Source organism: Nocardioides sp. ChNu-153 (assembly GCF_030466625.1).
Taxonomy (GTDB): Bacteria; Actinomycetota; Actinomycetes; order Propionibacteriales; family Nocardioidaceae; genus Nocardioides.
The window spans coordinates 204,140-217,184 of the sequence record NZ_JADEVT010000005.1; the positions used below are offsets into that span (position 1 = coordinate 204,140).

Genomic DNA, 13,045 nt, shown 5'->3' on the forward strand with positions numbered 1-13,045 from the left:
GCTCCTGTGTGTCGGGGCCTCGTGGGCCCGCCCGGTACGACGCGGTGAGGGTGGCCGCGTCCGGTCGAGTGTGCTCCACGTCACGTCGCGCGTCGACCCCGGGCTCACACCGATTTCACAGCCCGCACTCACCCCGCGTGCAGGCACGCGAGGTCCACTGGATGCCATGAACGACACGCGTCCGCTCCCGCCGCACCCCGACCGCCCCCAGCCGCTCCCGCCGTACGGCGCACCCCACGCCGCGCTCCCGCCGTACGCCGCGTACCCGGCCCCCACGGCCCCGCGCCGGCGTCCGCGCGGGTGGCTCGCGGCGGTCGGCGGCGGCCTCGCGGGTGCGGCGCTCGGCGCGGCGGTCGCGGTGCCGGTGGCGCTGCACGCGGACGACTCCGCAGGCGCCGGCTCGGGCACCTCCTCGCAGCAGGCCCCGACGAGCGGCGGGTTCGCCGACCTGCTTGACCGCGGGGAGGCGGGCACGGAGAGCACCGCCGACGGCGAGGAGCCCTCGGACGCGGGCGTGCTCGTCGTCGACACCCTCCTGCCGGGCGGGGCGGGCGCGGGGACGGCGATGGTGCTGAGCGAGGACGGGCTGGCGGTGACGAACTACCACGTCGTCGACGGCTCCAGCACGGTGCGCGTCACCGTGGCGTCGACGGGCGAGGAGTACGACGCGGACGTCGTCGGCTACGACCAGGAGGCCGACGTGGCGGTGCTGCAGCTGCAGGACGCGAGCGGGCTCGACACCGTCACGCTCGACGACGACGGCGGGGTCGAGATCGGCGACGAGATCACGGCGCTCGGCAACGCCTCGGGACAGGGCTTCCTCTCCGCGGTCAGCGGGGAGGTCACCGGCCTCGACGAGGACATCACCACCACCGACCAGGCCACCGGCTCGGAGACCGCGATCACCGGTCTCGTCGAGACCACCGCCGACGTGGTGCCCGGCTACTCCGGCGGCCCGATGTTCGACGACGAGGGCGAGGTCGTCGGCATCAGCACCGCGGCCGCGGCCACCAACGGCCGGCGCAGCCCCATGGCCACTCCCGCGGCGCAGGACGAGGACGGCGGCGGCACCAGCTACGCCCGCCCCATCGACGAGGCGCTCGACGTCGTCGAGCTCGTCGTCAGCGACCAGGAGGGCGACGGCGTCGTCATCGGCCCCGCGGCCTACCTCGGCGTCGGCATCGACCCCACGGCCGGCGGCGTGCTGGTCGCGCAGGCCGAGCCGGGCACGCCCGCCGCGGACGCCGGCCTCGCCGCCGGCGACGTCATCACCTCCGTCGACGGCACCGAGGTCGCGTCGTACGACGAGCTCGCCGCCGAGGTCGCCACCCACGAGCCCGGCGACGAGGTCGACGTGACGTGGACCGACGCCTCCGGCGCGGAGCAGGAGGCCGAGGTCACCCTCGGCGAGTCGCCGCTGAACTGACGCACCATCCCGCGGACGTCATGCGGACCGAGCCCCCCGGCCCACGGTCCGCACGACGTCCGGCGTATCCCGGAGTCCGGCGCACCTGGAGGACGCCGACGGCCCCGCACCCTCGAGGGGTGCGGGGCCGTCGTGCGGTACGGCGGGAGCCGGGCGCCGTGGTCAGGCGCCAGTCTCAGGCGCCGGCCTCAGGCGCCGGCGGTCTGGTGCTCCCGCTCGTGCCGGTCGTCGTCGTGGCGGGCGTGGGCGCGCTCGAGGCTCTCGCCCTCGACGTCCACGCGCGGCAGGAACCGGTCGATCCAGCCCGGCAGCCACCAGGCCTTGTCGCCCATGAGGTACATCAGGGCGGGGATCAGGGTCATCCGCACGACGAACGCGTCGATGAAGACCGCCGTCGCGAGGGCGAAGCCCATCGCCTTGATGAACGAGGCGTCCATCAGCATGAAGGCCGCGAAGACCGACATCATGATGACGGCGGCGGCCGCGACCACGCGGGCCGAGTTGCGGAAGCCGTCGACCACGGCGGCGACCGCGTCCGCCCCGTGCACGTGGGCCTCGCGGATCCGGGTCACCAGGAACACCTGGTAGTCCATCGCCAGGCCGAACACCACGCCGACCAGGAAGATCGGCATGAAGCTGACCAGCGGCTGGCCCTCGATCAGGCCGAGCGCGCCCTCCTGGAACACGAGCACCGTGATGCCGAGCGTCGCGAGCACCGTCAGCAGGAAGCCGAGGGTCGCGGTGAGCGGCACCAGGAGCGAGCGGAACACGAGCACCAGCAGCAGGAACGCCAGGCCGATGACGACGAGCAGGTAGATCGGCAGCGCGTCGTTCAGACGGTCCGAGACGTCCACCGCGATGGCGGTCATGCCGGTGACGCCGACCTCGGTGCCGGTCGAGTCCTCGAGGTCGCCCTGGGTGGCGCGCATGTCGGCCAGCAGGTCGGTCGTCGCCACGTCCTCGGCGCTCGACGCAGGGGTGACGAGCACGGTGGCGCCGGTGGCGGTGGCCGGGTCGGCCTCCGGGGCGGCGTTGGTGCCGGTGATCTGGGCGTGGGCGACGTCGTCCTTCTCGGCGGCCCAGGCGACGACCTCGCCGAACGCCTCCTGACGGGCGGTGTCGTCCTCGATGTCGCGACCGTCGACCACGACGAGCAGCGGCGCCTGGCGGCCCTCGCCGAACGCCTCGGTGATGAGGTCGCTGGCCTGGCGCTGGGTGGTGTCGCTCGGGCTGGTGGAGTCGCTGGGCAGCGCGAGCTGCAGGTCCTTCGCGGGGATGGCGAGGGCGCCGAGCGCGACGACGACGAGCAGCACGGCCGCGACGGGCGAGCGGCCCACGGTGCGGGCCCAGCGGACACCGTTGTTGAGCACCCGACCCGACGCGTCGCGCTTCGGGTCGTAGCGGCGCACGACACCGCCGAACGCCTTGCCCTTCAGCATGCCGAGCACGGCGGGCAGCAGCGTCAGCGCGACGAGGACGGCGAGGAAGACGCCGGTCGCGGCCGCGAGGCCCATGGCGGTGAGGAACGGGATGCGCACGACGGCCAGGGCCGCCAGGGCGATGAGCACGGTGAGGCCGGCGAAGACGACGGCGGAGCCCGCCGTACCGACCGCGACGCCCGCGGCCTCCTCCCGGTCGTCCGTGTGCTGCAGCTCGCTGCGGTAGCGGGCGAGGATGAAGAGGGCGTAGTCGATGCCGACCGCCAGGCCGATCATCACCGCCAGGATCGGGGTCATGTCGCTGACGTCGGTGAACGCGGTCATGCCCGTGACGCCGAGCGAGGTCAGCGCGACGCCGACGATGGCCGTCACGATCGGCAGGCCAGCCGCGACGAGCGAGCCGAAGGTCAGCACGAGCACGACGAGGGCGACCGCGATGCCGATGAGCTCCGAGGCGCCGCTGATCTCCATGAGCTGCAGGCCCGGGCCGTTGGCCTCGACCTGGAGGCCGTCACCGCTGGCCTCGTCGGCCAGCTCCATGATCGCCTCCTGGCTGGCCGGCTCGATGTCGGTGGGCTCGTCGACGTCGAACTCCAGGGTGATGAGCCCGACCCGCCCGTCCGGGTCGACCGGCGCGAGGTTGGCGACGTCCTCGGGGGTCGCGCCGCCGGCGACGAGCGCCTCCTCCTGCGCCGCGGCCGCCGTCGTCGGGTCGAGGATCGGCGCCTCCTCCGAGCTCAGCACCTGCGGGCTCTCGGAGAGGTCCTGCACCAGCTGCGCGATGCGGTCGGCGTACGGCTCGTCCGTGAGTGTCGAGCCCTCCGGCGCCGCGACGACCACGGTGACGGAGGTGTCGTTCAGCGCGTCCTCGGCGTCGGGGAACAGCTCCTGCTGGAGCTCGCTCGCGCGCTCCGAGGGGATGCCCGGGATGGTGAAGGCGCTGGTGGTCGGCTTGGCGATCGCGAGCGCGGTGGCGCCGACGGCGACGAGCGCGACGACCCACACGCCGAGGAAGATCGGCCAGCGCCGGAAGGCGGTCCTGCCGAGTCGGTGGAGGAGGATGGCCATGCGTGGGCTCCTGTTCGGGTGGGGCGGGCGGGTCGTGCGCGGGCGGTACGTCGGGTGGTGGGGCCTAGGCCAGCAGCGAGCGAGCCGTGGCGAGGTAGCGCGAGAAGAGGTCGGGCAGCGGGGTGTCGTCCCCGGCGATGCTGGCGTCGAGGGCGGAGTCGACGACGGCGACGAGCAGTCGGATGATCAGGCGGGCGGTGCCGGGGTCCGCGGCATGGCCGTCGCGCTCGGCGAGGGCCTCCTGCAGCTGCTCGGCGAGGTCCTCGAACCGCTCGTGGGCGGCCTCGTGGAACCGGGGGATCTGCAGCAGGCGACGGGCCAGCACCAGCTCCTGCTGGGTGGGCTCCTCGTGGTGGAGCACCTGGCGGGCCAGCACCTCGAGGTCGGAGATGAGCACGCCCGTGGGGCCGCCCGCGCGGAAGACGTCGGCGCCGTCCTCCGGGATCGTGGGCGCGGGGCCGAGGCACGCGTCGAGCTTCGACGGGAAGTAGTTGAACAGCGTGCGCCGCGACACCCCCGTGGCCGCGGCCAGGTCGTCCATCGTGAACCCCTCGAGCCCCCGCTCGAGCACCAGCTCCTGCGCGGCCACGACGATGCGGCGGGCGGTCTCCTCCCGCTTGCCGGCTCGCCCCCGCGGGAAGGCGTTCGATGCACTCAGGCTCACGAAGTGCAATCTTGCACTGCGTATCCAAGAGTGCACAGCCTCGGGGTCTGTGAGCCCCGCCTCACCCGCCCGGTCGAGGCGGCGCCGTGCCGGCTGGCCACAATGGCGCGGTGACCGATGCCGCCTCGTCCCTCTCCGTGACCAGCCCGTCCGCCGACCTCGTCGCCGAGCCCATGCGCTCGCGCTGGAGCCCCGCGGTGTTCGCGACGGACCGCGCCGTCGACGACGCGACCATCGGCGGGCTGCTCGCCGCCGCGGCCTGGGCGCCGTCGACGGGCAACACGCAGCCGTGGGCGTACGTCGTGACGCGGCTCGGCACAGCGGCGTACGACGTCGTCGTCGACGCGCTCAGCTCGGGCAACCGCGGTTGGGTGCCGACCGCTCCGGTCGTCATCGTGGGCGCCGTCCTGGTCGGCGAGCACGAGGGCCGGTCGTCGAAGGGCGACTACTCCTACTACGACCTGGGCCAGTCGGTCGCCCACCTGACGTTGCAGGCGCAGGCGGTCGGGCTGCACACGCACCAGTTCGCCGGCGTCGACGGGGCCGCCGTCGCCGAGGGTCTCGGCGTCCCTGACGCCTTCCGGGTGCTCGTCGGCATCGCGGTCGGCTACGTCGGCACCGACGAGCACGTCGCTGCGGCCGGCGAGGCCGACGTGGCCCGCCACCGCAAGGAGCGGGTGCGCCGGGCGCTGGCGGAGTCGGCGTACGACGGCACATGGGGCGTGCCGTTCGGGGGCTGACCCTCAGGTCCCGCCGCCTCCGCACCCGCCGCCGCCCCCGCAGGAGGACCCCGACGAGCTGCAGGAGGAGCTGCTGCAGGAGTGGCCCGGGCCGTCGTGGCCGCCCGACGAGCCGCAGCTCGTGCCGGTCGAGCCGCCCCAGGCGCCGCCGGCCCACCCGTCGTGGCCGCCACGGCGCCCGCCCCGCCGCGGGTGACGGCGGGCGGAGCCGCGGCCGACCCGCACGACGAGGGTGAGGACGAGCACCAGGACGGCGGCGAACGCCGACAGGAAGAGCACGAGGCCCACGACGACGACGGTCACTCGCCCCCACCCCCGCCGCAGCTGCTGCCGCAGGACGACCCGCACGAGCCCGTGTCGTCGCCGCCCCCGGCGCCGCTCCCGTCGTTCGGCCGTCGCCGGTGCTGGGTCCGCGGACGGCCGCCGGGCGGGGTACGGCGCGGGGCCGACGACCGCTGCAGGGACGTGGCGAACGCGACGAGGCCGATGAGGAGCAGCAGGCCCAGGACGGTCGGGGCGGAGTAGTCGAGGATCATGCGGTTCTCCCTCCGAGGTGCCGCCGGCGTGCCGGTCGGCGGGTGAGGCGCCACGTGCGCCGGCCCACGCCGACGACGAGGACGCGACGCCCGTCCAGCTGGACGAGCGCGACGTGCCGGGTGCCGGCGTGGACGGCGGCCAGCCGGGCCCACTCCCGCTCGACCGCGTCGGACGAGGTGGCGAGCGCGGCAGCGAAGGCGTCGGCGTCGTCGTGGCCGCACCCCTGGGCGGGGCAGGTGGCCGCCCATGCGTGGAAGCGGTCGCGCCAGCCCGGGAGCTGCGCCAGCTCGGGGACCGCGCGGACGGCGGCGTCGCTGCGCTTGCGCAGCAGCACCCGGGTGGTCGTCGCCGCGCCCGTGGGGTCGAACCCGGGCGGCACGGCACCGCGCAGGAGCGCGTCCAGCACCTCCTGCTGCCGGGCGGCCAGCCGTGCCCGGACGTCGGTGCCGGTCACGCGGTCACGCCCGTCCGGGCCGTGGCGACGGCGGCGCGCAGCGCGGCGTACTCGCCCTCGATGGCCGCGACGGTGACGTCCTCGTCGTGCTCGAGCAGGATGCCGGGCAGGGGGAGCGAGCGTTCGGCGTACGCCGTCACGAGCGTGCGCACGAGCGCGAGCACGGGCGGGGTCATCGGGTGCGCGTGGGTGTCGAGGTAGAGCCCGTTCGCGTCCACGACGCCCCCGGCGACGTGGACGTAGGCCACCGCCTCGAGGGGGAAGCGCAGCAGGTCGGCGGCCGGGTCGGTCCCGCGGGCGATCGCGCTGGCGTGGAGGTTCGCGACGTCGAGCACGATGCGGCAGCCCGTGCGCTCGACGAGGGCGGTGAGGAAGTCGGCCTCGTCGAGGGTGTCCTCGGGCCAGGTGAGCAGCGCGGCGACGTTCTCCAGCACCAGCGGCACGGGGAGCGCCGCCTGGGCCGCCCGCACGTTCTCGACGAGCACGTCGAGGCTGTCGCTCGTGCGGGGCGGGGGCAGGAGGTGACCGGCCTCGAGCACGTCGCCGTGCAACGCGTCGGGGGTGCCGGCGGCGCGCACGAACGCGACGTGCTCGCTGACGACGGGTGAGCCGAGCGCCTCGGCGAGCGCGGCCAGGCGGGCGAGGCGCGCGGGGTCGGGGCGATCCGCTCCGGCGATCCCCAGGGTGACGCCGTGCGGCACGACGGTGACCCCGTGGTCCCGCAGCACGAGCAGCTCGGCGGGCAGGTGCCGCGGGTCGACGTTCTCCGCCACGACCTCGGTGAACCCCAGGTCGCCGGCCGCCGCCCACGACGTCAGCAGGTCGGCGATCGGCCGGCGCCACGCCACCGCCGTCCCCGCGAGCCCGGCCGGCCCGCGAGGCGCTCGGTGGTCCCCCTCGACGGTCACGGCGCGGAGTGTGCGCCGCGGCCCCGCGCGCGAAACGTGGCTGGCGGTGGCGCGGCTCAGCGGGCGACCGGCAACCAGATCTCCGCGTCGGCCGTCGGCCCGGAAGTCGCCGGCGTGCCGGCTGCGGGCGGATGGACCGTGACGGTCAGCAGCTCCGGTCCCGGTCGGAGCCGGTAGGGCTGCGACGGGAACCACTCGGTGGCCGTGCGGGCCCAGGTGTCCTGCAACGCCGCCGGGAAGGGACCCGACGACGCGAAGACCGCCCACGTCCCGGCCGCGACCTCCGTCGTGGCGACGGCGACGCCCTCGGGCAACCCCGGTACGGCGGGCGTGGCGCCCGCGGGCACCGCGACGGCGTGCTGGTAGGTCAGCTCGGTGCCCTCGGCCCGGTCGGGATCGAGGCCGTCGCTGACGGCCACGACGCCGGACGGACGGGTGGCCGGGTCGGCGGAGGCCGCCGCGAAGGCGGCGAGGGCGTCCGTCGTACCGGGTGGGAGGCCGCGCAGGAACGCGGCGATGTGGGGGTTGGCGCCGGCGTGCACGAGCGGCACGCGGGCGGAGGGACCGATGAGCCGGAAGGCCGGCAGGTCGAGGACGCGGACGTCCATGGGGGTGCTCCCTTCGACGGTGAGGTGGAAGCGGAGCGGGAGCTGGGCGCGCACGGGACCGCCGGCACGACGCACGTCCGTCGGCCGGGCGCCGTGGACGGCCCGGAAGGCCCGCCCGAACGACTCCGTCGACGAGTAGCCGTGGCGGACGGCGACGCTCAGCAGGTCGTCGTCCCCGGCCACGAGGTCGTCGGCCGCCCGGGTCATCCAGCGCCGCCGAACGTACTCCGAGATGGGCATGCCCGTGAGTGCCGAGAACATCCGCCGCAGGTGGTGCTCGGTCGTCGCGACCTCGCGGGCCAGCGCCGGGACGTCCACCGACGCCCCGGGCTCCGCGACGAGCTGCTCGATCCGCTCGACGACCGCCGTGAGCTGCGCGATCACGCCCTCCCCCTCTCCGCTCGATGACGTCACCGACGTTAGGGCGGGCGGGACCCGCCGCACCCGATCATCCGTGCCCGATCGGGTCGGCGGCCCGCCGCGGGGGTCCCGGCGGTCGAGGTGGCCGCGCCGGCGGTCCTCGAAGACCACGTCCCTCTTCCAGGTGGTTTCGAGGGGTGCTAGCGCACCCACCTCAACCACCGGGGTGCTGGCGCACCCACCTCGACCACCGGGCGCTGCCCACCTCAACCGCCGGTGGGTGGCTCAGGACAGCGCGGCGACCTCGTCGGCGGTGAGGTCGAGCGTGAACGACTCGACGAGGGCAGAGAGCTGCTCGGCGTTGCGTGCGCTGGCGATGGGCGCGGAGACGACGGGCTGGGCGCGCAGCCAGGCCAGGGCGACGGCGGTCGGGGTGACGCCGCGGTCACGGGCGATCTCCGCCTGGGCGGCCAGGACCCGCTCGGCGCCGGGCTTGTCGGCGTACGACGCCGCTGCCCCGGCGCGCGGGGAGTCGACGTTCGCGCCGGGGGCGTACTTGCCGGTGAGGAAGCCGCTGGCCAGCGCGGAGTACGGCGTCTCCGCGACGCCCAGCTCGGCGAGCGCCGGCACGAGGTCGGTCTCGATGTCGCGGGCCAGGAGGTTCCACCGGTCCTGGCTGACCGTGAACCCGGTGACGCCCGCGTCCGCCGCGAGCGCGACGGCGGAGCGCAGCCGGTCGGCGGAGAAGTTGGAGGCGCCGAGGTGGAGCGCCTTGCCCTCGGCGACGAGGGCGCCGAAGGCGGCGACGTACTCCTCCTGCGGGACGGTCTCGTCGTCGACGTGAGCGTAGTAGAGGTCGACGCGGTCGGTGCGCAGGCGGCGCAGGGAGTCCTCCAGCGCGGCGCGGACGTTGTCGGGGGCGAGGCCCTCGCGACCGTCGCCCTGGCCGACCTTGGTGGCGACGACGACCTGGTCGCGGACGCCGCGGTCGGCCATCCAGTCGCCGATGATGCGCTCGGAGTCGCCGATCTCGCGGCCCTCGACCCACTGGGGGTACATGTCGGCCGTGTCGATCGAGCGACCCCCAGCGGCGAGCCAGGCGTCGAGCACGGCGAACCCGGTCTCGCGGTCGGCGGTCCAGCCGAAGACGTTGCCGCCCAGCATCAGGGGGCCGAGGTCGAGCGGGGACGCGGTCGAGGGGGTGGTGCTCACAGGTGCTCCTCCGAGGGGTCGGCGTGTCGTTCTCCGACCACCAACGTGGCACGCCGCTGGGCATTCCCCTGCCGGGGTCGCCATGCCGACCGAGGTGGCGGGCCTCGCCGGTGGTCTGCGAGACGGCGGACGCGGTCGCCGGCGGGACCGGCACCACTGCCCGGCGACGACCTGGGGGACGTCGTACCCCTCAGAGGTCGAAGTCGGCGCGGCGCTCCGCGGGGACGAGGTCGACCTGGTCGGGGTGCTTCGCGAGGTAGCCGCGGAAGAACGGGCAGAAGGGCAGGATGCGTCGGCCGTCGGCGCGCAGGTCCGCCAGCACCTGCTCGGCGAGCCGCTTGGCGAGGCCCTGCCCGGCGTACGCCTCGTCGATCTCGGTGTGGAGCACGGACACCAGCGCGCCGTGGTCCTTGAGCCGGTACGTCGCGAAACCGGCCAGCGCGCCGTCGACCCGGATCTCGAAGCGGGACTCGCCGGGGGCGTCGACGACGGTGACGGCGGCCGGGTCGGTGGGGGTGCTCATGCGGGGAACCCTAGGCGGGGTACCCGCCCGGAGGCGCCGGATGCCCGCCGGTCCGTGTGGTGCCCACCACTTTCGGTCGTTGCGGTCGGAGGTGACTTGCCCGTAACCCTCGCGTGGCCGGACGCTTGCGAGCATGGCCCCCGTCAGCGCACCCACCCCGGCGACCGCGTCGTCGTACTCGATCACCATGCGTCTGCACACGACGCCCGACAACAGCCACATCGGCACGGTCGCCACCGCGATCGCCGCCGGGGGCGGGATCGTCACGGCGATCGACGTCGCGGAGTCGCGCCACGACCGCATCGTGCTCGACGTGACGTGCTCGGCCAGCAACGCCGACCACTCCTCCGAGCTGGTGGCCGCGGTGGACGCCATCGACGGCGTCACGGTGCACAAGGTCTCGGACCGCACGTTCCTGCTGCACATCGGCGGCAAGATCGAGGTCTCCTCGAAGGTGCCGCTCAAGACGCGTGACGACCTCTCGATGGCCTACACCCCGGGCGTCGGCCGCGTGTCGAAGGCGCTGGCGGAGAACCCCGAGGACGTGCCGCGCCTGACGATCAAGGGCAACTCGGTCGCCGTCGTCACCGACGGCTCCGCCGTGCTGGGTCTCGGCAACATCGGCCCGGGCGCCGCGCTGCCGGTCATGGAGGGCAAGGCGGCGCTGTTCAAGCGCTTCGCCGACATCGACGCGTGGCCCATCTGCCTGGCCACCCAGGACGTCGACGAGATCGTCAAGGCCGTCGAGATGATCGCTCCGGGCTTCGGCGGCATCAACCTCGAGGACATCGCGGCCCCCCGCTGCTTCGAGATCGAGGCCCGCCTGCGCGAGCGCCTCGACATCCCCGTCTTCCACGACGACCAGCACGGCACGGCCATCGTCGTGCTCGCCGCGCTGACCAACGCGCTGCGCTGCGTCGGCAAGCGGATGGAGCACGTGCGCGTGGTCGTCGCCGGCGCCGGCGCGGCCGGTACGGCGATCGTCGGGCTGCTGCTCGCCGCCGGGGTCAGCGACGTCGTGGTCTGGGACCGCGAGGGCTGCCTGTCGGGCGAGGACACGTCCCTGCCGCCCGCCAAGCTCGACCTCGCGCGCCGCACGAACCCCCGCAAGGTGACCGGCACGCTGCAGGACGGCCTGCGCGGCGCCGACGTCTTCATCGGGGTCTCCGGCCCCGGCCTGCTGCAGGCCGAGTGGATCCAGGACATGGCCTCCGACGCCATCGTCTTCGCGCTCGCCAACCCGGACCCGGAGATCGACCCGTCGGTGGCCGGCCGGTACGCCGCGATCGTCGCCTCGGGCCGTTCGGACTACCCGAACCAGATCAACAACGTGCTCGCGTTCCCGGGCGTCTTCCGCGGGCTGCTCGACGCCCGCGCCCACGAGGTCACCCAGGAGGCGCTCCTGCGCGCCGCCCAGGCGATCGCGCACGTCGTCACCGACGAGGAGCTCAACCCGAGCTTCATCATCCCGTCGGTCTTCGACCCGGCCGTGCCGAAGGCCGTCGCCGCCGCGATCGTCGGGGACCCGACGCCGAAGGGCTGAGCCCCACCTGCCGGTACGGCGACGGGCCCGGGTCCCCCTGCGGGGGTCCGGGCCCGTCGTCGTACCCGGGTCGCTCAGCCGCCCGAGCGCTCCATCAGGAGCCAGGAGACGAGCGGGAGCAGCACCACGGTCAGCAGGATCGCGACGAGGAGCGCCCTCGGGTTCGGGGGACGCCGCCCGCCGATGCCCGCGCCGTACCCGGGAGGCCCGGGGTCCTGCCACGGCGGGGGGCCCGCGGGGCGGTCGTCGCGGCGGGGGTCGGTGGGGTCGCTCACGGGAGTCCGGTGCCCCGGGGGCGTCGGGCTACCCCTGCCGGCGCCGACCGGTCACCCGTGCCTGCGCTCCTGGACATCGTGCTTCAACCGGCTGACCTCGGGCTCCGGATCGCCCCAGAACCCGAGCGGGCCCGACCGGCGCAGCCGCCCGTCGTCGGTGATGACCAGGACCCGAGGCAAGGACTCGGCCCCTCCTGCGACGGCCAGGTCCCACCACGAGTAGCCCTGCTCCACCTCGACGTTCACGACCGAGCCCACGTCGACCCGGTGGTCTTCCGAGCCCCCGGTCAGCAGGAGGGTCCGGCCCTCCAGCCGGACCGCCGATCGCCGGCTGGCCCACTGCAGCTCGGCAGACCTGACGAGGCCGAATGCGATTCCCAGGCCGACGACCGCGGCGGCTGCGGCCGCGAGCTCGAGGTCGGGTCCGGTGGAGAGGATCCAGTGGAGGCCGACCGGTGAGGCCACGCCGACGACGAGGGCGACGTACCCGACCAGCGGATGGAGACGGAGGGCGCGGGTGTTCCTGGCCCAGTAGTTCTGCGCGGACCGGGAGGGTGCAGGGAACGGGGGCGACAGGTGCTGGTGACGTCCCACCGGGACTAGAGGACGGCGCGGACGGCCGCGGTGGCCCCGGGCACGGGCGAGTAGTAGACCCAGGTGCCGCGGCGCTCGGACGCGATGAGCCCGGCCTCGCGCAGCTTGCGGAGGTGGTGGGAGACCGTGGGCTGGGAGACGCCGACGTCGTCGATGTCGCAGACGCAAACGGGCTCGGCGGCCGCGGTGATCCGGGAGTAGAGGCGGAGGCGCACCGGGTCGGCGAGCGCCTTCAGGACGGCGGCGACCGTGGTGGCCTCCGCGGCGCTCAGGCCGGCGGCGTCGCCGTCATCGGGCTCGCAGCACGCGACTGCGGCGGCCGGGGTGCCCGGGTGCAGCGTGACGTCCGCAGAGGAGAGCGGGGCCTCGTCGACGACCGGTGCCATGGTGTTCACCCTCCACATATTGACAGACGTCGAACCAGTACGCCAGCGTTCGTTGCATCGACGTCCGTCTAACCAGGCGCGCGTACCGCTGGCGGTTCGAACCGCCCATCGCGCCGTGGAGGCACTGATGACCGAGGAGCAGACCGTCGCGGCACCGACCGCCGACCCGGGAGGCCTGCGCGAGACCGTGCGGGCTCGGTACGCCGAGGCGGCACGGTCGTCGCAGTCTGCTGCGGGCTGCTGCGGGCCGAACCCCGTGCTGCTGTCGGAGACGGACCTGTACCGGGACAACGAGCGTGACGGCGTGA

At 74.6% G+C, this 13,045-nt stretch carries 16 protein-coding genes; 4 read left to right on the forward strand and 12 right to left on the reverse strand.

The window, feature by feature from the left end; translation table 11 throughout:
- Positions 1-166 precede the first annotated feature (166 nt).
- A complete protein-coding gene (locus INN71_RS09500; RefSeq protein WP_301800123.1) occupies positions 167-1,426 on the forward strand; it encodes a S1C family serine protease in 1,260 nt (419 codons plus the stop codon).
- 188 nt (positions 1,427-1,614) lie between these two features.
- Here the strand turns inward: INN71_RS09500 and INN71_RS09505 are convergent, their stop codons facing one another.
- Together INN71_RS09505 and INN71_RS09510 are read right to left on the reverse strand one after the other, a co-directional pair.
- Entirely contained in the window at positions 1,615-3,933 is a 2,319-nt protein-coding gene (locus INN71_RS09505; RefSeq protein WP_277501514.1) for an MMPL family transporter, read from the reverse strand.
- Between the two features lie 64 nt (positions 3,934-3,997).
- The gene (locus INN71_RS09510; RefSeq protein WP_277501513.1) at positions 3,998-4,597 is read right to left on the reverse strand and encodes a TetR/AcrR family transcriptional regulator; all 600 of its coding nucleotides are present in this window, start codon (positions 4,595-4,597) and stop codon (positions 3,998-4,000) included.
- 110 nt (positions 4,598-4,707) lie between these two features.
- On the opposite strand from INN71_RS09510, the gene INN71_RS09515 reads away from it, so the two are divergent.
- Complete coding sequence (locus INN71_RS09515) at positions 4,708-5,337, forward strand: nitroreductase family protein (RefSeq protein ID WP_277501512.1); 630 nt, start codon at positions 4,708-4,710, stop codon at positions 5,335-5,337.
- Between the two features lie 3 nt (positions 5,338-5,340).
- Here the strand turns inward: INN71_RS09515 and INN71_RS09520 are convergent, their stop codons facing one another.
- From INN71_RS09520 to INN71_RS09550, 7 genes are all read right to left on the reverse strand, one after another.
- Positions 5,341-5,640, reverse strand: coding sequence for a hypothetical protein (locus tag INN71_RS09520; protein ID WP_277501511.1), 300 nt, complete (start codon positions 5,638-5,640; stop codon positions 5,341-5,343).
- Positions 5,637-5,873 (reverse strand): hypothetical protein, encoded by a 237-nt coding sequence (locus INN71_RS09525; RefSeq protein WP_277501510.1) that lies wholly within the window; start codon positions 5,871-5,873, stop codon positions 5,637-5,639. The genes INN71_RS09520 and INN71_RS09525 overlap by 4 nt, the downstream gene beginning before the upstream one ends.
- On the reverse strand, positions 5,870-6,328 hold the full coding sequence (locus INN71_RS09530) for a hypothetical protein (protein WP_277501509.1): 459 nt from the start codon (positions 6,326-6,328) through the stop codon (positions 5,870-5,872). The genes INN71_RS09525 and INN71_RS09530 overlap by 4 nt, the downstream gene beginning before the upstream one ends.
- Complete coding sequence (locus tag INN71_RS09535; protein ID WP_277501508.1) at positions 6,325-7,236, reverse strand: DUF692 family multinuclear iron-containing protein; 912 nt, start codon at positions 7,234-7,236, stop codon at positions 6,325-6,327. Before INN71_RS09535 ends, INN71_RS09530 begins: the two co-directional genes overlap by 4 nt.
- Before the next feature lie 56 nt (positions 7,237-7,292).
- Positions 7,293-8,228: an AraC family transcriptional regulator gene (locus INN71_RS09540; protein ID WP_277501507.1), complete on the reverse strand. Its 936-nt coding sequence runs from the start codon at positions 8,226-8,228 to the stop codon at positions 7,293-7,295.
- A gap of 261 nt (positions 8,229-8,489) precedes the next feature.
- The gene (locus INN71_RS09545; protein ID WP_277501506.1) at positions 8,490-9,416 is read right to left on the reverse strand and encodes an aldo/keto reductase; all 927 of its coding nucleotides are present in this window, start codon (positions 9,414-9,416) and stop codon (positions 8,490-8,492) included.
- Positions 9,417-9,606: 190 nt separating this feature from the next.
- Positions 9,607-9,939, reverse strand: a complete 333-nt coding sequence (locus INN71_RS09550) for a GNAT family N-acetyltransferase (RefSeq protein WP_277501505.1) — start codon at positions 9,937-9,939, stop codon at positions 9,607-9,609.
- A 133-nt stretch (positions 9,940-10,072) separates the two neighbouring features.
- On the opposite strand from INN71_RS09550, the gene INN71_RS09555 reads away from it, so the two are divergent.
- Positions 10,073-11,482 (forward strand): NAD-dependent malic enzyme, encoded by a 1,410-nt coding sequence (locus INN71_RS09555; RefSeq protein ID WP_277501504.1) that lies wholly within the window; start codon positions 10,073-10,075, stop codon positions 11,480-11,482.
- Between the two features lie 74 nt (positions 11,483-11,556).
- Here the strand turns inward: INN71_RS09555 and INN71_RS09560 are convergent, their stop codons facing one another.
- From INN71_RS09560 to INN71_RS09570, 3 genes are all read right to left on the reverse strand, one after another.
- Positions 11,557-11,757, reverse strand: a complete 201-nt coding sequence (locus INN71_RS09560) for a hypothetical protein (RefSeq protein WP_277501502.1) — start codon at positions 11,755-11,757, stop codon at positions 11,557-11,559.
- A 51-nt stretch (positions 11,758-11,808) separates the two neighbouring features.
- On the reverse strand, positions 11,809-12,222 hold the full coding sequence (locus tag INN71_RS09565) for a hypothetical protein (RefSeq protein WP_301800124.1): 414 nt from the start codon (positions 12,220-12,222) through the stop codon (positions 11,809-11,811).
- Positions 12,223-12,356: 134 nt separating this feature from the next.
- Entirely contained in the window at positions 12,357-12,737 is a 381-nt protein-coding gene (locus INN71_RS09570) for a helix-turn-helix transcriptional regulator (protein ID WP_277501499.1), read from the reverse strand.
- A gap of 127 nt (positions 12,738-12,864) precedes the next feature.
- On the opposite strand from INN71_RS09570, the gene INN71_RS09575 reads away from it, so the two are divergent.
- Positions 12,865-13,045, forward strand: a 181-nt coding sequence (locus INN71_RS09575) for a hypothetical protein (RefSeq protein ID WP_277501496.1), incomplete at its 3' end; no start/stop codon positions are given.